This window comes from Meiothermus hypogaeus (assembly GCF_003574035.1).
Taxonomy (GTDB): Bacteria; Deinococcota; Deinococci; order Deinococcales; family Thermaceae; genus Meiothermus; species Meiothermus hypogaeus.
The window spans coordinates 16,827-38,421 of record NZ_QWKY01000013.1; the positions used below are offsets into that span (position 1 = coordinate 16,827).

The 21,595-nt window shown below is 61.1% G+C and carries 21 protein-coding genes; 8 read left to right on the forward strand and 13 right to left on the reverse strand.

Going from position 1 to position 21,595, the window contains the following annotated elements:
• Positions 1-251: 251 nt before the first annotated feature.
• Both Mhypo_RS05135 and Mhypo_RS05140 read left to right on the forward strand, forming a co-directional pair.
• Positions 252-1,409, forward strand: coding sequence for an MFS transporter (locus Mhypo_RS05135; RefSeq protein ID WP_119340272.1), 1,158 nt, complete (start codon positions 252-254; stop codon positions 1,407-1,409).
• Positions 1,410-1,557: 148 nt separating this feature from the next.
• Positions 1,558-1,995, forward strand: coding sequence for a CBS domain-containing protein (locus Mhypo_RS05140; RefSeq protein ID WP_119340237.1), 438 nt, complete (start codon positions 1,558-1,560; stop codon positions 1,993-1,995).
• A gap of 139 nt (positions 1,996-2,134) precedes the next feature.
• Here the strand turns inward: Mhypo_RS05140 and Mhypo_RS05145 are convergent, their stop codons facing one another.
• The 9 genes from Mhypo_RS05145 to Mhypo_RS05185 form a co-directional block, all read right to left on the reverse strand.
• The gene (locus Mhypo_RS05145) at positions 2,135-2,503 is read right to left on the reverse strand and encodes a phage holin family protein (RefSeq protein ID WP_119340238.1); all 369 of its coding nucleotides are present in this window, start codon (positions 2,501-2,503) and stop codon (positions 2,135-2,137) included.
• A 216-nt stretch (positions 2,504-2,719) separates the two neighbouring features.
• The gene (locus tag Mhypo_RS05150) at positions 2,720-3,406 is read right to left on the reverse strand and encodes a glucodextranase DOMON-like domain-containing protein (protein WP_119340239.1); all 687 of its coding nucleotides are present in this window, start codon (positions 3,404-3,406) and stop codon (positions 2,720-2,722) included.
• A 155-nt stretch (positions 3,407-3,561) separates the two neighbouring features.
• Positions 3,562-4,887 (reverse strand): gluconeogenesis factor YvcK family protein, encoded by a 1,326-nt coding sequence (locus Mhypo_RS05155; protein ID WP_119340240.1) that lies wholly within the window; start codon positions 4,885-4,887, stop codon positions 3,562-3,564.
• A gap of 15 nt (positions 4,888-4,902) precedes the next feature.
• Entirely contained in the window at positions 4,903-5,733 is an 831-nt protein-coding gene (gene rapZ, locus Mhypo_RS05160; protein ID WP_119340241.1) for an RNase adapter RapZ, read from the reverse strand.
• Positions 5,734-5,860: 127 nt separating this feature from the next.
• Positions 5,861-6,352 (reverse strand): FKBP-type peptidyl-prolyl cis-trans isomerase, encoded by a 492-nt coding sequence (locus Mhypo_RS05165; protein ID WP_119340242.1) that lies wholly within the window; start codon positions 6,350-6,352, stop codon positions 5,861-5,863.
• Between the two features lie 135 nt (positions 6,353-6,487).
• Positions 6,488-7,516 carry a dual-specificity RNA methyltransferase RlmN gene (gene rlmN / locus Mhypo_RS05170; protein WP_119340243.1) on the reverse strand — a complete coding sequence of 343 codons (1,029 nt, stop codon included), beginning with the start codon at positions 7,514-7,516 and terminating at the stop codon, positions 6,488-6,490.
• Between the two features lie 120 nt (positions 7,517-7,636).
• On the reverse strand, positions 7,637-7,909 hold the full coding sequence (locus tag Mhypo_RS05175) for a hypothetical protein (RefSeq protein ID WP_119340273.1): 273 nt from the start codon (positions 7,907-7,909) through the stop codon (positions 7,637-7,639).
• 20 nt (positions 7,910-7,929) lie between these two features.
• Complete coding sequence (locus Mhypo_RS05180) at positions 7,930-9,924, reverse strand: GGDEF domain-containing phosphodiesterase (protein ID WP_119340244.1); 1,995 nt, start codon at positions 9,922-9,924, stop codon at positions 7,930-7,932.
• 136 nt (positions 9,925-10,060) lie between these two features.
• Positions 10,061-10,948, reverse strand: coding sequence for a diacylglycerol/lipid kinase family protein (locus Mhypo_RS05185; RefSeq protein WP_119340245.1), 888 nt, complete (start codon positions 10,946-10,948; stop codon positions 10,061-10,063).
• A gap of 155 nt (positions 10,949-11,103) precedes the next feature.
• On the opposite strand from Mhypo_RS05185, the gene Mhypo_RS05190 reads away from it, so the two are divergent.
• Positions 11,104-11,973: a GNAT family N-acetyltransferase gene (locus Mhypo_RS05190; protein ID WP_119340246.1), complete on the forward strand. Its 870-nt coding sequence runs from the start codon at positions 11,104-11,106 to the stop codon at positions 11,971-11,973.
• On the opposite strand, the gene Mhypo_RS05195 is transcribed toward Mhypo_RS05190, so the two are convergent.
• From Mhypo_RS05195 to Mhypo_RS05205, 3 genes are read right to left on the reverse strand one after another with little or no spacing between them, the layout of a single operon-like run.
• Positions 11,970-12,467, reverse strand: coding sequence for a nucleotidyltransferase domain-containing protein (locus Mhypo_RS05195; protein ID WP_240637122.1), 498 nt, complete (start codon positions 12,465-12,467; stop codon positions 11,970-11,972). The two genes, Mhypo_RS05190 and Mhypo_RS05195, sit on opposite strands and share 4 nt — an antisense overlap.
• An 8-nt stretch (positions 12,468-12,475) precedes the next feature.
• On the reverse strand, positions 12,476-13,555 hold the full coding sequence (locus tag Mhypo_RS05200; protein WP_119340247.1) for an enolase C-terminal domain-like protein: 1,080 nt from the start codon (positions 13,553-13,555) through the stop codon (positions 12,476-12,478).
• Positions 13,548-14,216 carry a DEAD/DEAH box helicase family protein gene (locus tag Mhypo_RS05205; RefSeq protein WP_186814624.1) on the reverse strand — a complete coding sequence of 223 codons (669 nt, stop codon included), beginning with the start codon at positions 14,214-14,216 and terminating at the stop codon, positions 13,548-13,550. Before Mhypo_RS05205 ends, Mhypo_RS05200 begins: the two co-directional genes overlap by 8 nt.
• A 117-nt stretch (positions 14,217-14,333) precedes the next feature.
• Here Mhypo_RS05205 and pyrE point away from each other — a divergent pair, with 117 nt between their 5' ends.
• The 3 genes from pyrE (at position 14,334) to Mhypo_RS05220 (ending at position 17,104) form a co-directional block, all read left to right on the forward strand.
• Positions 14,334-14,885: an orotate phosphoribosyltransferase gene (pyrE, locus tag Mhypo_RS05210; RefSeq protein WP_119340274.1), complete on the forward strand. Its 552-nt coding sequence runs from the start codon at positions 14,334-14,336 to the stop codon at positions 14,883-14,885.
• Positions 14,886-14,918: 33 nt separating this feature from the next.
• A complete protein-coding gene (locus tag Mhypo_RS05215) occupies positions 14,919-15,971 on the forward strand; it encodes a stage II sporulation protein M (protein WP_371862132.1) in 1,053 nt (350 codons plus the stop codon).
• A gap of 95 nt (positions 15,972-16,066) precedes the next feature.
• Positions 16,067-17,104, forward strand: a complete 1,038-nt coding sequence (locus Mhypo_RS05220) for an NAD(P)H-dependent glycerol-3-phosphate dehydrogenase (protein WP_119340250.1) — start codon at positions 16,067-16,069, stop codon at positions 17,102-17,104.
• Positions 17,105-17,179: 75 nt separating this feature from the next.
• On the opposite strand, the gene ppsA is transcribed toward Mhypo_RS05220, so the two are convergent.
• On the reverse strand, positions 17,180-19,549 hold the full coding sequence (gene ppsA / locus Mhypo_RS05225) for a phosphoenolpyruvate synthase (RefSeq protein ID WP_119340251.1): 2,370 nt from the start codon (positions 19,547-19,549) through the stop codon (positions 17,180-17,182).
• 147 nt (positions 19,550-19,696) lie between these two features.
• On the opposite strand from ppsA, the gene Mhypo_RS05230 reads away from it, so the two are divergent.
• Positions 19,697-20,512, forward strand: coding sequence for a pyruvate, water dikinase regulatory protein (locus tag Mhypo_RS05230; protein ID WP_119340252.1), 816 nt, complete (start codon positions 19,697-19,699; stop codon positions 20,510-20,512).
• Positions 20,513-20,823: 311 nt separating this feature from the next.
• Positions 20,824-21,579 (forward strand): Fe-S cluster assembly ATPase SufC, encoded by a 756-nt coding sequence (gene sufC, locus Mhypo_RS05235; protein WP_119340253.1) that lies wholly within the window; start codon positions 20,824-20,826, stop codon positions 21,577-21,579.
• Positions 21,580-21,595: the final 16 nt, after the last annotated feature.

Consider the following 21,595-nt stretch of genomic DNA (forward strand, 5'->3'; position numbering starts at 1 on the left):
TGGTCGGCGGCTGATAGCCAAAAAAATAAGCAGCATGTTTGATGCACAGTGGTCAACGCCTATGCCGTCACACCTGTGCTGTCTCACGGTTTGATTGACTCTGGCCCTGAGCCCCGCTCGAGCGTATAAACCTCAGCCCTGAGCCAATTTTTGACCTGAGACCTGGGGCGTGCGACCTGTGACAGTACACCAGGAGGTCTTTGATTCTCAGGTCGCTTTTCCTGACCCGCCAGTCAGCGTATGCTCTTGGGGTGCTGCCCTTTTTGCTCTCCTGGCTTCACGCCACCAACGACTTATTCGGTGCATTTCTGACCCCCCTGCTGCCCAAACTCCAGACGGCTTTTGGCGTGAGCTACGGGGCGGTTTCGCTTTTGGTGGCCTTGCAATCCCTCACCGGCAGCTTACTGCAACCCCTGGCCGGGCTGGTGGCTGACCGTTATGATCGCCGCGTTTTGGCTGCATTGGGGCCATTGTTAATGGCTTTGGGGGGTGGGCTGCTGGGGTTTTTCCCAAACCTCTGGGTGGCGGGGGTGGTGCTGGCTTTGTCGGGGCTGGGTTCGGCTTTGTTTCACTCGGCGGGGGCCGCCCTGGTAGGACAGTATGCCGACCCTGCCCGGCGCGGCTTCTGGATGAGCTTCTTTGGCACGGGGGGCTACGTGGGCATCTCGCTGGGACCCATTGTGTCGCTCACCGCAGTAAACCAGGGGGGATTGCAAACCCTGGCCTGGCTCATTCCCCTGGCCCTGGTGCCTGCTTTTTTGCTGCTGCGCCAGGCACCCCCCACTCGACTGCAAACCAAACCCTCGAGCTTTAGTGACTTGCAGCGGGTGTTTCGCGGCCATGTGGCCCGTTTGTGGGCGGTCTCGACCCTCCGCAGCGTTGTGTTCATGAGCTTCTCGACCACCATCCCCTTCTGGTTTGCTCAGCGGGGTATCTCCGATGCTCAGGTGGCCCTGACGCTTTCTATCTACAGCATTTCAGCCACCGTTGGCGCTTTTTTGGGTGGAACCTTGTCGGATCGGCTGGGGCGGCGCAACGTGCTGGTAAGCACCATGCTTTTTGCAATTCCCCTTTACATCGCCTTGCTGGTGGTGCCCCCAGAAAACTGGTTTTACGTGGCCTTGCTGGCCGTTACGGGCGCCCTGATGAACGCGGGCGTGCCGGTGGCAGTCACGATGGCCCAGGAGCATGAACCGCGCCAGATGGCTACGGTTTCGGGGCTTTTGATGGGCTTCACCTGGGGGTTTGCCGGGCTACTCTACGGGGCGGTGGGGCCCATCATTGAGCGCTTTGGGGTGCTGGAGAGCTTGAGCGTGCTGGGATTGTTGCTGATTCCGGCCCTGACCCTCTCGCTGGCGGTGCGCGAAGCCAGACCCGACCTCGATAGAGCGGTGCGCGGGGGCTCGTAGGCCACTATTTGGATTATGGGACGAACAGGGTAAAATACCCCTAACGTTCAGAGACGATAGGGCAGATGTGGTTGTGGTTTTTTGCCCCGCTGAACCTGACCTGGGTTCTGTAACCCAGTCTGTATAGACAGCTTTTGGGAGGTGTGGGATGACCAGCACGGTACGGCAATTGCTCCAGGCCAAGGGCAATATGGTGCACGCAATCCCAGCGGACGCCACGGTTTTTGAGGCGCTGGAGCGCATGGCTGCTTATGATGTGGGTGCCCTCATGGTGATGAACGGCAACCAACTGGTGGGCATCTTTTCGGAGCGCGATTACGCCCGCAAGATTGTCCTGATGGGCCGCATTTCCAAAGATACCCTGGTTGGCGAGGTCATGACCGACGACCTCATTACCGTTACCCCGGATGCCACCGTAGCCGATTGTATGAACCTGATGACCGGTAACCGGGTACGCCATCTACCGGTGATAGAGGACGGTAGGCTGATTGGCGTCATTTCCATTGGCGACGTGGTGAAAGCCATCATGACCCAGCAGGAGTTCATGATTGCCGAATTGGAAAGCTATATTACCGGCTCACGCTAGAGCGATTCTCGGGAAGAAACCGGCAATCCCCACAGTGTAGAAAACAGCGCCAAACCCATTTTGGTTGCCAGGAAACCCGAAAACCAAGCACCCGTGGGCCGGGCTCGGCCTATGCCTGTAAGGTGACTGCCTCCGGTGCTCACCTTGCCCTGCGCCGATCTGAAGGCCCGATGAGCAAGTTGAGCCCAAAGCTGATAACCGAGAGCAGGAGGGCTCCAATCAGCGCGCCGCCAAACCCACGCACATCCAGCGGGGTCAGACTGGCCACAATTATCAAAATCACGGCGTTGACGACCAGGGTAAATAAACCCAGGGTCAGAATGTTGAACGGCAGGGTAAGTAGCAGCAGAATGGGTTTGAGCAGGGCGTTGGCCAGGCCAAAAATCAGCCCAGCTAGCAGATAATCCCCCAGACCACTGCCTCTGGCAAAATAGATGCCACCATAGAGTTGGGTCACGATCCACAAGGTCAGGGTATTGAGCACCAACCGCAGCAGGAGGTCGCGCATAGCTCAGGGTACACCTCTTTAGGATGTCTGGGTAAGGGCTATGGTTTTCGTGAGGTGGGCTGTACCAAGTGCCATATGGCGCAGCCGTGGAGCGGCTTTGCCATCGTGCAACCCGCGTCTTCAGCGTGTGCTGTTCTGGAGTTATTACAGAGATGTGACTATCGGCAATGGACTATAGACAATCGGCTTCAGACCATTGACCCCCTGACTCTGGCTTCATCTTCGTGGGAAGCGAAAGGCCAGCAAAATAAAAAGCACCCCCATTGCAGCGCTCAGAACGGCCCAGGGAATGCGGTTCTGGATAGCACGCACAGGTGGTAAGACGCCACGTTGATAAGCCTGGATTTGGCTTTGCGAGAGCACATCTACGGCGGCGGGCGCACCTGCCGGGCCATCGATTGTCCATGTGCCCCCTCCGGGGCGGATCGGACGAAAGTGCCAGGGGGTGAAGGGGTCGTAGAGCCCTACCGCTACGTAGTAGCCATAGTCCCCTGGAGGCAGATTGGGGGAGAGCTCGAGCCAATCGCCATTCTTAACAACCGGTACGGCCTGCACGGTTCCACCTGGTTGGTACTCTTCGGCCTTCCAACCGGTGAGCAGGTAGGCCCAGTTCCAACCCTGTCCCGCGGGGGTTTTGAAGCCTGCGCCAGGGAGTTCTTCGTTGCCGCCCGCCTCGGTGTGAATGTATATCCCGATCGTGGCCAACGAAAAACCATGAGGGGCGTTGCTGGGATTGGGATAGCGGTGGAGCCTGACTCGGAGCACCACCTTATCCCCATTGCGAAGGGCTTCAAAGCCGGTCAGGTCGGCAAAACCGGCCTCGGCAAAGAGTGCTGTACGCGGGTAGACATAGCCCAGGCCGTAGTCGTCGCCAACAGGATCGGAAAAGAGAAGAGGGATCATGGCGGATGGGTTTCCCTGCAATACCCAACTATGCCAGCGATGTAGGTAAATATAGACACCCTGTGAACCTCGAGCGGCTCACAAGGTCATACCCTACCTTGTCCTTGACGCTCTATCAAGGGCAGATAGATACGCTTCCCATGCGCTTATCATGACTACCGTAAGGACATCAAGGCCTTGACCAGACGAGTGGGGTCGTGCTGGGCAAAGCCGGGCTCCAAAAAGTCTTCGGCCACAATCTGCGCCCCTAGGCCCTCGAAGCGCTTGGGGTTGAAGCGTACCGGCGTCTGGCCCTCGGCCCGGTAGCGTTTGAGCAGGTTCTCGGGAATGCGGGCATTGTTAACCAGCACCACATTGGGTTGGCGGCCCAGGTGTTGCACCACGGCCTGAAAATGGTCGTAGGCATCCATGCCTTCGGTCTCGCCCCGCTCGCTCATGATGTTGACAATGTAAACCAGCCTGGCCGGGGACTGCTGGATGGCGACCTGGATGCCCCTGGGCAGAAAGCTGGGGATGACGCTGGAGTAAAGGCTGCCCGGCCCCAGCACAATCATATCGGCTTTTCGCAGGGCATGGACAGCTTCGGGCATGGCCGCTACCCCGATGGGGGCCAGCCCAACCTTGCGGATCCGGCCGGATTTTTCGCGCAGAGCAGTTTCCCCCTGGACCCGGGTGCCATCTTCGCGCTCGGCCCAGAGCCGGGCGGTCTCGAAGGTAGCGGGCCAGACCGCTCCGCGGAGTCTTAGCACCTGGTTGGCCTGGCGCATGGCCTTGGCAAAGTCGTTGTTGAGTTCGGAGAGCGAGACCAGCATCAGGTTGCCGAAGGTGTGGCCCTTAAGTTCATCGCCACGTTGGAAACGGTACTCCATCAGTTCGGGTAGCCCTTCGGTGTCGGAAAGGGCCGCCAGACAGTCGACCAGGTCGCCTACCGCCGGCACCCCAAACGAAACCCGCAGTCGGCCGGTAGACCCTCCGTCGTCGGTGACAGCAACCACCGCGGTAATGTTGGCGGTTTCCATCTTGAGGCCGCGTAACACCCGTGAAAGCCCCGTTCCACCGCCCAGGGCCACGATGCGGGGGCCAGCCTCGAGCTTCCTGCGGATGTAGACCTGCTTGGAGACCGAGCCGGGGTCGGTGATGGCCGAGAGCATGCTGCGGTTCATCCAGCGCAGACCGGTCAAGAACAGAATCAGGCCACCCAACAGCCACAGCCCACCCGAGATCCATAGTGGGATGGAAAAGTAACCGGCCCAACGCGTAGCCTGCAAAAACCAGGGCAAGAACGAGGTTTGCCAGGAGAGATGCACCACCCCTGTGAACATGCACAACATCCCCAGGGCGGCCAGCAACGCATACCGTTTGACCCGCATGCCCGGCAGTAGCCAGCGCAGGGTACTGAGGAAACGGTCATCAGCAGGATTGATTCGCAGACCCTGGGTAAGCGTACGCAGGTTGGGGCGTTTGGCTTTGTTCCAGATCATCCTTGCCAGCCTCGCTCAAGCAACCATGGCTTTTTCCAGGTCACGGTGTTCTAGTTCCACTCGAAAACGCCCGGAGAGTTCCTGGGCCAGCCGTTCGGCGACCGCCACACTGCGGTGCTGGCCCCCTGTACAACCGATGGCCACCGTGTAGGCGGCCCGCCCGCTCTGGCGCGCACCATCCGCCGAAAGCCCAATGGTAGCAAGCAATGTGCGGTAGAAGGGCTCGTTCTTTTTATCGGCGAAGACATAAGCGGCTACCTCGGGATCGGTACCGGGACGTGATTTCAGGATGGGGTCGTAGTGCGGGTTGGGCAGGGAGCGCACATCCAGCACCAGGTCGGCGTCCTGCGGGGGGCCCCACTTGAAGCCGAAGGAGAAAATCCGCAGCAGAAAGCTTTCTTCTTCGCCCAGGGCGGCCTCGAGGGCCTCCTTGAGCTGGCGGGGGGTGCGCTCGGAGGTGTCGATCACCAGGTCGGCCCGGTCGCGCAGGGGGGCCAGGGCCAGGCGCTCTTCTTCAATTTCGCGCAGCAGGTTGCCCATGCCCAGGGGGTGGAGGCGGCGCGAAAGGTTGTAGCGCTTGAGCAGGATGTCCGACTTGGCCTCGAGGTAGATAATAAAGGGCTTAAGCTGGCTCAGTACTGTTTCTACCTCACCCAGCAGGTCGCGGGCCCGGATGTCCAGCACCACCACCACCTTGTGGATGCCTCGAGCCTCTACAGTTTTGAGCAGGTCGCCCCAAAGCTGGGGCGGTATATTGTCTACCGAAAAGTAGCCCAGGTCTTCCAGGGCCATCCGCGCCGAGGTGAGCCCGGCGCCGCTCTGTCCACTTAGCACCACAAACCTCATGGACTCATCCTTCCCCACGAGCCTTACGGCCGCCCCAAGTTCGCACCTAAGGGGTGCCGACCCATCCTCCAAGTATACTTGCGGCTTTTGCGAACGGCGGGTCAGCCCGGCTTGCTGCAGGCCTCGGCTACTTGATTTCTAGCAGCTCCACATCAAAAATCAGAGCCGAGTTGGGGGGAATGTCCGGGCTGGGGCTGCGGTCGCCATAGGCCAGGTTGGCGGGGATAATCAGGCGGCGCTGACCGCCAACGCGCATTCCCACAATGCCCGAGTCCCAACCCGGGATTACCTGACCCGCCCCCAGGGTGAACTCGAAGGGGGTGCGGCCCGGCTGGCAGGAGGTATCGAACTGCTTGCCGTCCACCAGACGCCCGATGTACTGCATCCGCACGGTGTTGGAGGTGATGGCCTGGGGGCCGCTGCCTTCCTTGAGGTCTTCGATGCGCAGGGTGGTAATGCCCTCGTTGGAGAGGCCGGTAGCGGCAGGGGGCTGGTTGGTGCATAGGGTGCCGTTGCCCACGCTGGCCTGACCACCGGAGCGTTGCCCAAACAGCAGATAGGCACCCACACCCAGCAGGGCCAGCACTGCAACGGCAATAAGAATGAGGCTTCGGTTCATACCGCCGCCCATTGTATGGGTTTTGCATGAAAGCCGTTAGGGGAGTAAACCGGGGATTGGCTCTTTTCAAGCTTCGCTCGAGGTGTCAAAAAGCTCGAAGCAGGTGGGCCTGCGACATGCGACTTACGACATATTTCAGGCAGGTTGTTTCAGGGCGAGTTGCCCACAGGCGGCTCCCACATCCCGCCCCCGGCTCCAGCGCACCGAGGTAGGGATGCCCTGCTGCTCCAAGGTAGCCGCAAACTTGAGAATCTGCGCTTTGGGGGTGCCCTGATGGGGGGCGCCCTCCCAGGGGTTCCAGGGAATCAGATTCATGTGGACACTGAGGCCTTTGAAGAGCCCGGCCAGCGCACGGGCCTGCCAGTCATGGTCGTTGACGCCCCGCAGCAGGGTGTATTCCAGCGTGACCCGTCGGCCGGTCTGGGCGTAGTAGTGCCGCACGGCGTCCATAATTTCGGCGATGCGGTAGCGGTGCGCGGTGGGGATGATCTGCTGACGGGTTTCGTCGTCGGGGGCATGGAGCGATAGGGCCAGGCGCACCCCCAGCCCCGACTCGGCCAGTTTGTAGATACCCCGTGGAATCCCCACGGTGGAAAGGGTAATGCGGCGCGGACTCATGGCCAGCCCCTGGGGGTGTAGCATCCGCTCGATGGCCGCAAATACGTTCTCTACATTCAGAAGCGGCTCGCCCATGCCCATCAGCACCACGTTGCGAATTTCGCGGGGGGCGTGGCCCTGGTGGTGGGCGGCAAACAAAATCTGATCCAGTATTTCCGCTGTGGTGAGGTTACGCCCAAAGCCCATCCTGCCGGTTGCGCAGAAGGTGCAGCCCGCCGGGCAGCCCACCATGCTGGAAATGCAGATGGTTTTGCGGTTCAGGTAAGGCATGTAGACGGCCTCGGTCTTTTGGCCGTCGAGCAGGGTATAGAGGTACTTCACCGAGCCGTCTTGGCTTGGATAGGGTGCTACATCGGCAAACTCCGAGATGCGGAAGCGCTCGGCCCACTCGCTGCGTAGGGCCCGGGGTAGGTCGGTCATCTCGTCCCACTGGCGGGCGCCTTTCTCGTAGAGCCAGCCCGCCAGTTGCCGCCGACGGTAGCCCTCCCCTGGGAGCTGCTCAATGGGCAGGGAAAGCAGCGAGGTTTGGTCTTGCAAGAGTGCCATAACGCTTCAGTATAGCGAGCCCCCAGGTCCCGGTCGGGCGCCCGGTTACCTTTGAGCATCGAGGCATGGTGGGTGCTTTGAGCTTTTAGCCTGGAACCAGAAGAGCCAGCATTTGCAACCCTATCGCCTTTGTTGTTCTTCGATGCGTGCACGCAACTCGCGGGCGTATTTGGGGTTGCGCCCCCCACCCAGTCCGGCCAGCCCACCAACTACCCAAAAGGCAAAACCTACCGGAAAGGGCTTGACCAGCAGGGCGGCCAACACCCCACCTATCAACAGGCCCAGGGCCACGCGGCGGCGCCCGGCCAGAAAACCGCGCACGGCCAGAAACATCAGGAGGCCGGGCAGCAGCCATAGTAGCAGCCGCAGTACCAGCACCGCACCTTCGGTCACAGGGTCAATGGTAGCAGATATCAGGTACCAATGCCCCACACCAGCAGGGCCCCCAGATCCTCGGCGGGGACGGGCCAGCCCAGGATATGGCCCTGGCCGTAGTCGGCGCCGAGCTCCTTCATGCGGGTGAGCTGGGACTGTTCTTCCAAGCCCTTGGCCACGGCCTTGGTTCCCACGGCGTGCACCATGTCAATGGCCGCTTTAGCCAGCGGGGCGTTTTCCGAGGCCGATAAGGCCGGGTTGAGCTTGATCCAGTCGAGCGGCAGGCGTTTGAGCTGGGTGAGCGGGAGGGGGTTGGTGCCAAAGTTGTCGAGGGCGATAGAGACCCCCAGGTGCTTGAGGATCTCGAGGCTGCGGCTGGCGGTCTCGAGGTCGCTCAGGATGGCCTCCTCGCGCAGTTCGATGATGATGATGTCGGCCGGCAGGCGCTTGGCCGATAACATCTCCTGTAAGACGGTGGGGAAGTTGGGGTCTACCAGGGTTTCGGAGGAGATGTTCACGCTGAAGCGGGCGTTGACCCCGGAGGGCTTCCAGAGGGCGGCCTGGTCGAGCACCTTGTCGAGGGCCCAGCGATCCTGGGCGCTCATCAGACCGACCTGCTCGGCCAGGGGCAGAAACTCGCCGGCCTGGTGCAGCCCCTTGGGTTTGGGCCAGCGGGCCAGGGCCTCCACGGCTACGAGCTCGAGGTCGCTCAGGTTGAAAACCGGCTGGAAGTGCAGGGTCAGGCCGTCTTGCGATAGGGCTTCTTGTAGCTCGGCGGCGCCAGGGGTCAGGAGGCGAATGCCGCCGCCGGTCTCGAGGGCCTTCTGGCAGGCTTGTTCGGCTTGATTCCACAGCCCCTCCACCGAGGTGGCGTCCTGGGGAAACATGGCGATGCCAATGCCCACCTTCAGGCCTGACAGTGCGGCCCGCAGGCGGCCCAGCAAGCGATGGGCCACCCGGCTGGCCCCCGCCGTCCAGCGCACCTCGGAAAGCAGCAGGGCAAAACCCTGGTCGCCCAGGTACGCGAGAGAGTCGCTCTGGCGCAGGGTATAGGCAATTTCGCGGGCAGCCTGCTCGGTCTGGGCCTTGTTCATGCCCTCGATTCGGATGCGCATCAGGGCCAGTGAGCGCCCGTGCCGCTGGGCCAGCGAGAGGGCCTGGGCTAGGTTGAGTTCAAACTCGCTCTTCTTAACCGCCAGCGACTTGCGCTCGGGGGTCTGGATTTTGAGGTCGTCTTTAAGGGGGCGCAGTATGCGCTCGATGACCTGAGCCATGGCCAGGGCCAGGGTCTCATCGGCGTTGCTCCATTTGCGGGGCTGGATGCTCTCGATCCACATGACCCCCCGCAGACCACTTTCGCCGTGGAAGACCACCTGCAAGACCGCGCCCAGACCCCGGCTTACCAGGATGTCACGCAGTTCGGTCATGCGGGCGTCCTGGCGGGCATCGTCGGCGGCGATGAGCAGGTTGCGCTCCAGCACCTGGAAATATACGGCGTGTCGCTCGGGCAGGAGATCTTCGGGTGGTGAAGCTTCGGGGTACTGCCCGACCAGCCTCAGGGTGCGCTCGTTGCTGTCGCGTAGCCACAAGCAGATGCCCTTGAAGCCCAGGGAAATCAGAACCTCCCCCAGCTTGGGCAGGGCTTCTTCCACGCTGGTAAAGCGTTGTTGGGTGATTTCCAGGAGCGAGCGCTGCCAGGTTTCCTTGGGCATGGGGTTGACCGCCACGCCCTGGGATTCCACCAATAGCGACTGTAGCGCTTCGATCAGGGCCAGCTTGGCCCGTTCGCTCAGATTGTAGCCTTTTTGCCCGATGTGCAGCCGAGGGGCCGCCCAGACCAGGCGGCTGCTCACCCAGGATTCGCCGGTGAGCAGGTTGAGCAAGAGCTCCTGGGCTTCCTGAGGTTTGAGCACCACGCCCCCGACCCCCCCCAGGCGTACAGCCATGCCCGAAGGCAAATCCTGATGTTCGATCAAGAGCGTGGCCCCTTCAATCGAGAGCGGCGCAAATAGCTTCCAACTAACCTCGTTCACCGAATGTCCAATCCTTTCATAAGAGGCTCCAAGCCCTATGTGTTTCCAATGTACCAGGGGTCGGTATGGAGGGTTGGTTATATGTCACCGGTTGAGCTGTTGACAACAACACTAATTTTACAAAAACTCGACAGAACTACGGCCGGATTACCTTCAAGCCCCCCGGAACCATGTGTACGCGGTACTCGGTGGCAGGTTCGATAAGCTCGCCGTCGGAATGGGCGGGGACGGGACGATCGAAGCGGGCCGTGAACTCGGCGCCCCGGAAGAAGTGCAGCCGGGGGTGGTGCACGTGTCGTCCCAGAATGAGCCGGGGCAGAATCCCCACCACCCCCAGGCGGCTGAACTCGCCGGCTACCGCCGCCGAAATAAGGCCATCGGTGGGTATGGCGTCGGGCACGATGGGAATACCCCCCCCATAGGTCGAGGCGTTCATCAGGGCTACCAGCAAGCTGGGGCCCTGATAGACGGTCTGGCCGTTTTGGATGAGCTCGAGGGTCGGTAGCTGCAAATCCTTGAGCACCCCAAAAATCGAGTACAGGTAACGGGGCATGCCCCGCAGAAAGGTAGGGGCCGAGAGGGCCTTGCGGGCCACCGCTGCATCGAAGCCGATGCCTAAGCTGGCCCCATAGGGCTGGTTGTTGACCAGGCCCAGGTCTATGGGGTGAATCCCTCCGTGTAGGGCCGTGCGCAGGGCGGCCCCAAGGTCATGCCGGTGCAGGCCCACCATACGGGCGAAGTCGTTGCCGCTGCCAATCGGGATAACCCCAATCGCCTTGTCCGAGCCGGCGATTCCACGCACCACCTCGTGCACGGTTCCGTCGCCCCCTACCGCAATCACCCGGCTGCCTGCAGGGGCGCTGCGGGCCACCTCGATGCCGTGTCCTGGGGCCTGGGTTACGATGATTTCTATGTCGGAAGACCGGCCGTGCTGGCGAATGGTGGCCTCGAGCTGCCGCAACATCTGGCCCACCCGCCCACGCCCTGCCGCCGGGTTGATGACGAAGGTAGTGAAACCGCTCATTATGTTTCGCAAGATTCTAACAGAAACCGGCGTTGTACAATACGGTTAACCAGGGTGGTTTCGCTTTCGCTTATCCTTCGGGCTTGGAAAACCGCCTTTTGGGCGCCCTAAGGCAAGCCTCGTGTCTGAGCGCCCTTACTGCAAAGGAAAGCACGATGAACCGGCCCGTAGCGCAAACCCACCTTTCCCAGCTTGCCGACCTGCTCTGCTGGATGGATGAAGCTCCGGAGCGCCGCTCGTTGGCGCCGGAGGCCCGCACCCCTGAAGGCTTGTGGTGGGAAGTAATGGCCGGAGAGGACGAAAAGGCCTGGGTCTGGCTCGAGGCGGGTCGGGTGCAGGGGTATGGGGCCCTGGTGCCCTTCTGGGACGGGGTGGCCCTCGAGGGCCCCATTATCCGTGCGGGCGATGGCAAAGCCCTTCTGGAGCACCTGGTCAAAAAAGCCCGCCAGGAGGGGTATCCCACCCTGTACGCTTTTCCCGAGGCCCGCAACCGCTACGCTCGAGACCTGCTGGAGCAGGTGGGCTTTTCTGCCGAGCACACCACCTACTTCTTCGCTATAGGCCGCACCGATCTGTCGTATCCGGTGCCCCCCGGCTACAAGATCGAGCTGGCCGAACCCTGCGACCCCCAGGTCTACCGCGACCTCTACAGCCGGGCCGACGATGGCTGGAGCCTGCGCCTGCACTGGACCGATGAAGAACTGCGCCAGCACTTCCTGGGCGCAGAAGTAGAGCTCTTCATGGCCTATGCCGAACAGGGCCAGGCACCGGTGGGCATGGCCGAGCTCGAGCTCGACGACACCCAGGCCGAGATTGCCTACATTGGGGTGGTGCCGGAGGCCCGGGGGAAGGGTCTGGGCCGGGCGCTTTTAGGCGCTGCCGCCGAGTGGGCGTTTAGCAACCCGCAAATCCAAAGCTTGCAGGTACGCGCCCACGACCACGAGAAAGCCGCCCAGGCCCTCTACAAACGCCTGGGGTTCAAGCAAACCAGTGCGGTCGTCACCTATGCCCTGGAACTCTACTAACCCTCCCCCGCTGTGGTTTTGAGTTTGGCCTCGATGAGGGCCACCCGGCCGGGGCGCTGGAGCTGGGTGTAGAAAGCCAGCAAGAACTCGAGCGAAACCACCGGGATGCTCAGGCCCAGATAATCCACCGTAGTCCTTTTGTGCCGAAAGTCGGGGGCGGGTTTCCAGCGGCCATTCAGGGTTTGGAACTCCATATAACCCATGGCCTCCACCACGAGGCCCTGTATCTTGAACTGAGCCATATACGAGCGCACCAGCCGAACCCCCAGGTGCATTCCGGGGGGATAGACCAGGTACTCGGCCAGCAACCGGGCCATCTGTTCGGCCCCCACGCGGTCGGTTTGGAGGTCGATGTCCTTGGGTACTACCGGCAACCCGTGCAGCGCCAGGGCCAGACTGCCGCTCACCGCCCATTCCACCCGGGCGTCGTTCAGGATGGGGCAGATCACCCGCAACACCTGGACAATCCGTTCGGGTAGCAGGATGGGGGTCATAAAAATGTTTAGCTCAGGGCGTAGGACTCAAAAGCCTGGGGATCGAAGTGGCACTGGGCCAGGTCTTCCCAGTATAGCCACCCGTCTTTGAGCGGGGGGAAGTTGCAAAATCCGCCTTCGGCCTTGAGGTGAAAAGCCAGCTCACAGGGCTCCGTCACCCCTTCCTGGAAGGCCATCAGCGCGGTCTGGTAGGCCCCAAAGCTGGACAAAGCCTGCGAGCCTACCATGGCTTTCTTGCCCTCGGCGCGGTTCAGGGCCAGCATCTGCAGGGTCTGGGTGTAGCCGGTGCGGGCCGGTTTGAGGTTCAGAATGTCGTAGGTATCGAGCTGGGCCTCGCGCCACAGGTCGCGCAGGGTAAAAGCCGAGTCGTCGGCGATGAGGGGCAGAATGGCCGCTTTGTGCAGGCGCTTGCGGGCCAGCACCTCGGCGATGGGCAGGGGCTCTTCTACGTACAGAAGCCCGGCCCCGGCCCACCTGTGCAAGTATTCCTCGGCCTCCTGGGGGGAGAGGGTCTCGTTGGCGTCGGCATACAGGTCTACGTCTGGGAAATGCGCTTTGAGGGCGGCAATGCGGGCCAGGTCACCCTCCAGATCCCGGCCCACCTTCACCTTAAGCACCCGCACCCCGGCCTGGTAGACCGCCCTTGCATCGGCCAACATCTCGGCTTTGTCGGCAATGCCCAGGATGTAGCTGACCTGCACCCGGGGGTGGTTTGGTGCAAAGACCTGCCATAGTTCCTGGTTTTCGCTTTGGGTCCAGGCCTCCCACAAGGCGATGTCCAGGCCGGCTTTGGTGGTGAGGTTGCCCGGAAAGTTGTCCAGTACTTTCTGGATGGCCTCGGTATCCTCGACTTCCAGGCCCATAAGCTGCGGGGAAAGGTAGTCCAGCGCAGCCAGAACCGTGCCCAGGGTTTCGCCGTAGATGGTGGGACGAGGGGGGATCTCGGCGCGGCCCACCGAGCCGTCGGAAAGCTCGACCTCGAGCAGCACGTGCTCCAGGGCGGCAAGCTCCGAGGCCCGGCCCCAGCGCAGCGTACCCCTGAGCGGCAGCCGGAAGGGACGGGGCGTAATGCGCTTGATGCTAGGCATGGACTTGCTCCACAAAGGCCCGAATGGCCGCTGCTTCATCGGCCAGGCTCAGGGTTTCGGTATTCAGAAATAGGGCTCGAGGTGTGCCCTGGAGGGCCCGGCGGGTGCCATCGGGGTTGTAGTTTTTGCGCTCCTCGGCCACAATCTTGAGCTTGGCGGTGAGTTCTTGGAAAGGGACGTTCCAGCCCAGGGCTTCCTGCAGCTCCCCTTCGCTCAAAACCCCCTGGGCCAGCGCATGCAGGGTGGCCCGGTCGCTCTGGTCTATTTGAACCCGGTCGAAGGCGTCCCCCCGGGTCAGCAGGCGCGAGAGTCGGGTCAGGTCGCGGGCCTCGAGCACCACAAAGTAGCTCAGGGGCAGGTGTTCCAGGGCAAAACGAACTTCTTCCTCACCGCGCAAGCCATCGAAGAGCAAGGGCCAGGCAGGCAAGGCACGGCTGTGGGCCAGGATTTCCGCCACCCCGCCGGGGTGCTCCTGGCGAAAGCGCCGCGTCAGGGCGAACCGTTCGCTGCGGTCTAGCGGTTGGCCAGGAGCATAGCCGTACAAGGGAAAAACGTAGCGGTCAACGAGCTCCCGTCGGTCGGGCAAGGCGGGGTAGTTCAGGGCCTGGATAAGGCTGGTTTTGCCCACGCCGGTCAGGCCAACCAGGATCAGGAGGGGCATTTGGGTTAGCTGGCGGGTCTTTTCCGGGGCATCTTCGCCCGGCAGGTACAGCTTGGTGTTGGGGAAGTGCTCGTTCATGCTGCTTTAGTGTAAGCCGAGTCGGGTAGCATGGGGGCTGTGGACGTTCTGAGCCTCTATAAAGAAACCGGCGCCCTGTTGGAGGGGCATTTTTTACTGCGCTCAGGCCGGCACTCGCCTAAGTTTCTGCAGTCCACCACCCTGTTACAACATCCCCTTTACGCAGAGGCCGTGGGGCAAGCGCTGGGGGAGCTGTTCGACGATCTGGATATTCAGTTTGTTATCGGTCCGGCCATGGGGGGTGTCATCCTTGCCTTTGTGACCGCCAAGGCCCTGGGTGTGCGGGCCCTCTTTGCCGAAAAGGACGGCCAGGGGGGCATGCGGGTGCGAGAGGGCCTCACCATTCACCCGGGTGAGCGATTTCTGGCCGTGGAGGACGTGGTTACCACCGGAGGCTCGGTGCAGAAAGCCATCCAGGCCGCCGAGTCTAAAGGGGCTCACTGCGTGGCGGTGGGGGCCATCGTGGACCGAAGCGCAGGCCGGGCCGAGTTTAGCGTGCCCTACCGCTCGCTGGTACAGCTCGACTTTCCGACCTACGCCCCCGAGGCCTGCCCGCTGTGCCAACGGGGTGAGCGCTTACAGGAAGTCTAGCCAGACTTGGTAGGCTAAGGGCATATGTTGCGTATGCCTTTGCACCTGCTCAGCCGGGCCGGAAAGTGGCTGCTTGTGGTTTGGGCGCTATTTGGATGGGCGCTGGCCCAGTCCAACCTGGAGATTGCCCGTCAGGCTGTACAAGACTGGCAGGCTGGCAAATACCAGGTGGACCCCTCACAAGCGCTTGGCAAGCCAACCGAAGAGGCCATCCGGCTGCTCGAGCGCAGCCTGGCTTTTCCGCCGGTTCCCCGCGACCTATCGGTCAACCTCAACGCGCCCCTGGAAGATTCCACGCCCCGCGGAACCATCGTTAAGTTTCCGGCCACGGTAGCCGGGCGCGGTGGGGAGGTGCGGGTGGTCATCCGGGGTGACGAGGTCACCCGGATTGGCTTTGCCCCGGAAGGCGGGCTGCTACCGGGCTGGCTCAAGCACCCGGCAGCCTGGGCGCTATTTGTGGCGTTTACGCTGGGCTGGCTGGTGGCCCTGCGGGGGGACAATGTGCTGGCCCGTTGGTGGCGTGAGGGCTGGGGTCTGTTGCGGCAGTACCGGGGGCTGTATCTGGGCATCAACCTGGGTCTTTACGGCCTGTTTGCCCTGGGGGGGCTGGTGGCTTATGCCAACCCCAGGCTGGTGCAGCTCATGCAGGAGCTGGTCGGAGGTGCCCTCGAGCAGATTGGTCTCGGTAGCGCTTTAGGGGGCGGTGTCCTGGGCCTGGCCCTCGTAATTTTTTACTGGAACTTCACCAACGGACTTGTCCTGACCACCGCCGTACCGGGGCTTTTTTTGGGTATTCCGGCCCTGCTCTTTAACGCCATGCGGTATTTTGTGCTGGGCTTTGCCCTGAGTCCGGTGGCCCTGCCCCTGGCCAACTATCTGCTGCACCTCCCTACCATGGTGGTGGAGCTGCAAGCCTACATTCTGGCCACTTTTGGCGGCATGGTTTTGATGCTCAAGACCCTGCGCGGCGAAGGCTACCGGGCTGGTTTGCGGGCTCTGGGGCTTACGGTCTACCTGGGGGGGTTCTTCCTGCTGGTAGGCGCTTGGTATGAGGCCTTCTCGATCCTGGTGCTAATGCGGCCTTAGGGCGCTTCCTGGGGAGCCTATCGTGTTATGTTTGCCAGGACCGGGGCATCCAGACCGTACATTGTGTAGCTGAGGACGCACTGGTTTACTGAGCTATGTCCCTCACATCTACCATCGCGCAGACTGAGCCGCTCATAGCGGACAAAGGAAGCAGGCGCCCCATTGCTGTGCTGGGTGCGGGGTCCTGGGGAACCGCGCTGGCCTTGCTGGTTGCCTCCAAGGGGCTTCCGGTTCATCTTTGGGCCCGTCGGCCCGAACACGCCGAGGCCATGCGGGCCGAGCGGCAGAACCTCGAGTACCTGCCCGGGGCTCGCTTTCCCGAATCGCTATACCCGACTGCCGATGCCGAAGAAGCCTTGCATCAAGCCCAATTTGCCGTTGTAGCCGTTCCCTCCAAGGCCCTGCGGGAGACCCTGGCCCGCCTGCCCAAAGCCAGCGCCTATCTTTCTGTGATCAAGGGTTTGCACTTCACCGATCACCACCTGCAGCGCATGAGCCAGGTGGTGGAAGAGGTAACGGGCGTAACCCAGGTAGCTGCTCTATCGGGCCCCAACCTGGCCGAAGAGATTGCACGCTTCCTGCCTGCAACCGCTGTGGTGGCTGCCAAAGACCCTGATTTTGCCCAGCAGGTACAGCAGGTTTTCAGTGGCCCCAGTTTCCGGGTCTATACCTCTTCGGATCTGATTGGCGTGGAACTTGGGGGGGCGCTCAAAAACGTTATTGCCCTGGCGGCAGGCATGGTAGACGGGCTAAAGCTCGGAGACAACGCCAAAGCAGCCTTGATTACAAGGGGCCTGCGCGAAATCATCAAGTTCGGGGTGGCCCAGGGGGCCAAGGAGAGCACCTTTATGGGCCTCTCGGGCCTGGGCGACCTGATTGCCACGGCCAGCAGCCCCCTTTCGCGCAACCGCAGTGCTGGAGAGCGGATTGTAAGAGGAGAAACCCTGGCCCACCTGGAAGCCCAAAAGTCTGTGGTGGAGGGCATCTACACCGTGAGGGCCCTGCACGCCTGGGATCAGGCTACCGGGGCCGACCTGCCCATCACCGAGGCGGTCTACCGGGTCATTTACCTGAAAAGCGACCCACTAGAAGAACTCTCCCGCTTGATGGGGCGAGAGGCCAAGCCGGAGTAGGCCAGGTCTTCTGGCCATCCCGCGGCTTGATATTCTTTAATACCAGGCTATCCACAGCAAAGCCCTGAAAGCTTTCTAACCCACCCGGGCCGGGCTCTTTTCGGCCAAAAAGAGCCAGGTCTCGAGCACGCTATCGGGGTTGAGGGAGATGCTCTCGATGCCCTGCTGCACCAGCCAGAGGGCCAGCTCGGGGTGGTCGGAGGGGCCTTGGCCGCAGATGCCGATGTATTTGCCCATCTTTTTGGCCGTGCCGATGGCGCGCTCGAGCAAAAACTTCACCGCATCATCCTGTTCACTAAATAAATCCGCAACCAGGCCCGAGTCACGGTCCAGGGCCAGGGTGAGCTGGGTCAGGTCGTTGGAGCCAATCGAGAAACCATCGAAAAGCTCCAGGAACCGCTCGGCCAGGATGGCATTGGAGGGCACCTCGCACATCATGATGAGCTTTAGGCCGTCATTGCCCCGCTCGAGGCCGTTGTTCTTCAGGATTTCAAGCACCGCTTTGGCTTCGCCTACTGTGCGCACGAAGGGTACCATCACCCACACGTTCTTCAGGCCCTTCTCCTCCCGCACCTCGCGGAGGGCCTGACACTCCAGGGCAAAGGCTTCGGCAAACTCGGGGCTGCGGTAGCGCGAGGCCCCCCGGAAGCCGATCATGGGGTTTTCCTCTTTGGGTTCGTAGCGGCTACCCCCGAGCAGATGGGCATATTCGTTGGACTTGAAGTCGGAAAGCCGCACGATCACCGGATTGGGGGCAAACGCAGCCGCAATCATAGCGATGCCCTCGGCCAGTTTCTCGCGGTAGAAGGCTACCGGGCTTTTGTAGCCGGCGGTGCGCTGTTCAATCTCTTTTTTCAGGTCCTCGGGCAGCCGGTCGAACTCCAGCAGTGCTTTGGGGTGAATGCCAATCACGTTGTTGATGATGAACTCGAGCCTCGCCAGCCCCACCCCGGCGTTGGGCAGGTTGGCAAAGCTGAAGGCCCGCTCGGGGCTGGCCACGTTCATCATGATCTTGGTGGGGATTTCGGGCATGTTGTCAAGCTCAATCCGCTTCACCTCAAAGCGGGGGGTGCCTGCGTACACCCGCCCGGTGTCGCCCTCGGCGCAGGAGACGGTAACCATCTCGCCATCGCGCAGTTCCTGGGTGGCGTTGCCGGCGCCCACCACCGCAGGGATGTTCATTTCCCGGGCGATGATGGCCGCATGGCAGGTGCGCCCACCGCGGTTGGTCACGATGGCCGCTGCTTTTTTCATCACCGGTTCCCAGTCGGGGTCGGTCATGTCGGCGACCAGCACGTCGCCTTCCTGCACCCGGTTCATCTCGCGGGGGTGGTTGATGACCCGTACCGTACCCGCGCCGATACGCTGCCCCACGGCCCGACCGGTTACCAGCACCGGGGCGTGCTCCAGCATCTCGAAGCGCTCGAGAACCCGGCTTGCGCGGCTCTGCACGGTCTCGGGGCGGGCCTGCAAAATGTAAATTTGCCCGTCCAGGCCGTCCCTGGCCCACTCGATGTCCATGGGTCTGCCGTAGTGTTGCTCAATCAGGAGGGCCTGCTTGGCCAGCTCCAGCACATCCGTGTCGGAGAGCGAGAAGCTGCGGCGCTCGAGGGAGGAGGTATCAACAGCCTGCACCCCCCGGCCCTCTCCGGCGTAGACCATCTTTTGCAGCTTGCTGCCCAGGGTGCGCTGCAAAATGGTATTGCGGCCCTCGGCCAACCCTTTCTTGTACACGTAAAACTCATCCGGATTGACCGCCCCCTGAACCACCAGTTCGCCCAGACCGTAGCTCGAGGTAATGAAAATTACATCGCGGAAGCCGGACTCGGTGTCGAGGGTAAAGGCCACGCCGGAGGCCCCCAGGTCGCTGCGCACCATGCGCTGTATGCCCGCCGAGAGGGCCACTTCTTCGTGGGCAAAGCCGTGGTGGACGCGGTAGGCGATGGCCCGGTCGTTGTAGAGCGAGGCAAAGACCTTTTTGACGTGCAGGAGAACACTTTCAATGCCCTTTACGTTCAGGAAGGTTTCTTGCTGCCCCGCAAAGCTGGCCTCGGGCAGGTCTTCGGCGGTAGCGCTGGAGCGTACCGCAACAGAAAGCCCGCCCTGGGAGGCGGACTCGAGGCGAATGTAGGCATCTACAATGGCTACTTCCAGGGCCCCCGGTAGCTCGGCGTTTTCTACCCAGCTGCGAATTTCGGCCCCTACACGGGCCAGTTCATCTACATCATTGGTATTTAGTTTGCTCAGGGCAGTGTTGATGCGCTCGACCAGATGATTGTGGCGCAAGAATTCGCGGAAGGCCTCTGCCGTGGTAGCAAACCCCCCCGGAACCCGCACCCCGGCCTGAGATAGGTTGGCGATCATCTCTCCGATGGAGGCATTTTTGCCGCCTACGGTTTCCAGGTCTTTCATGCCCAGCGTTTCGAACCAACGGATATAAGCCATAAACGCACCTCGTTGCTGTTGATGGTAGTTTGGGCTGTGGGCGAAGGGGAGTAGCTGGTTTTGGTGTAGGTATGTCCCAAATTTCTGTGTAGAAAGTGCTACACACATAAACTACACTGTTATTGGGATGGCCTGCGGGAGCGTGCTATGGAGCGAACGGTTTTTATTGTCTCAGACCATACGGGCTTAACGGCGGAGTCGGTGGCGCGGAGTCTTTTGGCCCAGTTTGAAACCGTGCGGTTTCGTTATGTAACGCGGCCTTTCACAGATACCGAAGAAGAGGTTTATGGCCTGGTATACGAAATCAATTCGATTTTTGAGCGTGAGCAGGTACGCCCTATTGTGTTTTCGACCCTGGCCAATCCAGTGTTAAATGACCAGCTCAAAACAGCCCCAGCCCTGCACTTTGACCTATTTCGTACCTACCTGGGGGAACTGGAACGCGAACTCGGTCAGCCCCCCACAGGCCGGGTAGGTCGGCTGCACAGCGTGAGCGATAATAGCTATTTTACCCGCATTGATGCAGTAGATTTTGCGCTTGCCACCGATGATGGCCTGGGGGATCGGCATTACCAGATGGCCGACGTGATCCTGATCGGGGTCAGCCGGGCTGGCAAGACGCCTACGTGCTTGTTTTTGGGCTTGCAGTATGGGCTGCGGGCCGCTAACTACCCGCTGGCCGAGGACGACTTTGAGCGCGATACCCTGCCCGAGCCGGTCAAGGCGTATAAAGACAAAATTTTTGGCCTGACCATCAACCCTGCCCGACTGCATCAGATTCGCACCCAGCGCAAGCCGAACAGCCAGTATGCCTCTATGGAGCAGTGTGAGTACGAGGTGCGGCGGGCCGAGCTGCTTTTCAAGCGGGTGGGGATTCAGTATTTCGATACCACCAGCGCTTCTATAGAGGAAATCGCCACCAACATAGTTCAAAGTGCTGGTCTAAAGCGTAAAATCGGCTGATACCAATTATCGCCTCCACCTGCGCTGTTTTGCCCGAAGATGGAAAGTGGGGTTGACCTTGTTGCTCAGACCGGCGTGACGGCTGGGGATAGGGCGCTCTGCCCCGTCCTGGGGATGAAGCAAATGGAGCAAGTCGAGGAATGCCGTGGCGTTACCTTACAAACCCGGCAACCCCATCTATAGAGGTTAATTTGTAACCTGAGCAATCAGAATCCCGACTAAACTACTATACATTATTGAAATAAGAACCTATACTCTTATTGCGAGCGATTCGCAGTAAGACGCAGTCAACCACTTACAAGGGGAGAAGCATGGTAAACCAACTGGAAATCCGCAACCTGCACGCCAAAATTGTGGACGGCGAGACCATCCTGAACGGGGTTAATCTAATCCTGCCCAAGGGCCAGGTACACGCCATCATGGGGCCCAACGGAGCGGGCAAAAGCACCCTGGGCAAAATCATTGCCGGCGACCCCAGCTACGAAATCACCAAGGGCGACATCCTGATGGACGGCGAGAGCATCCTCGAGATGGAAGCCGACGAGCGGGCCCGCAACGGGTTGTTCCTGGCTTTCCAGTATCCGGTTGAAGTGCCGGGGGTTTCCAACGCTAACTTCCTGCGCCTGGCTTTGCAGGCCAAAAAGGGCGGCGAAGTGAACATGATGGAGTTTTACGGCAAGCTGCAAAAGGCCTTGCAGACCCTCGAGTGGGACGAGAGCATTCTGACCCGCTACCTCAACGATGGCTTTTCCGGGGGTGAAAAGAAGCGCAACGAGATCATGCACATGATGGTCCTGGAACCCACCTATGCCATCATGGACGAGACCGATTCCGGCCTGGACATCGACGCCTTGAAGGTGGTAGCCAAGGGCGTGAACGCCATGCGCGGCCCCAACTTTGGCGCGCTGCTGATTACCCACTACCAGCGTCTACTCAACTACATCATCCCCGATGCAGTGCACGTGATGATTGATGGTCGCATCGTGACCTCGGGCGGCCCCGAACTGGCGCTGAAGCTCGAGGAGCAGGGCTACGACTGGGTGAAGGAATTGGCAGTAACAGGCTAAAAGCCAGTGGCCACTA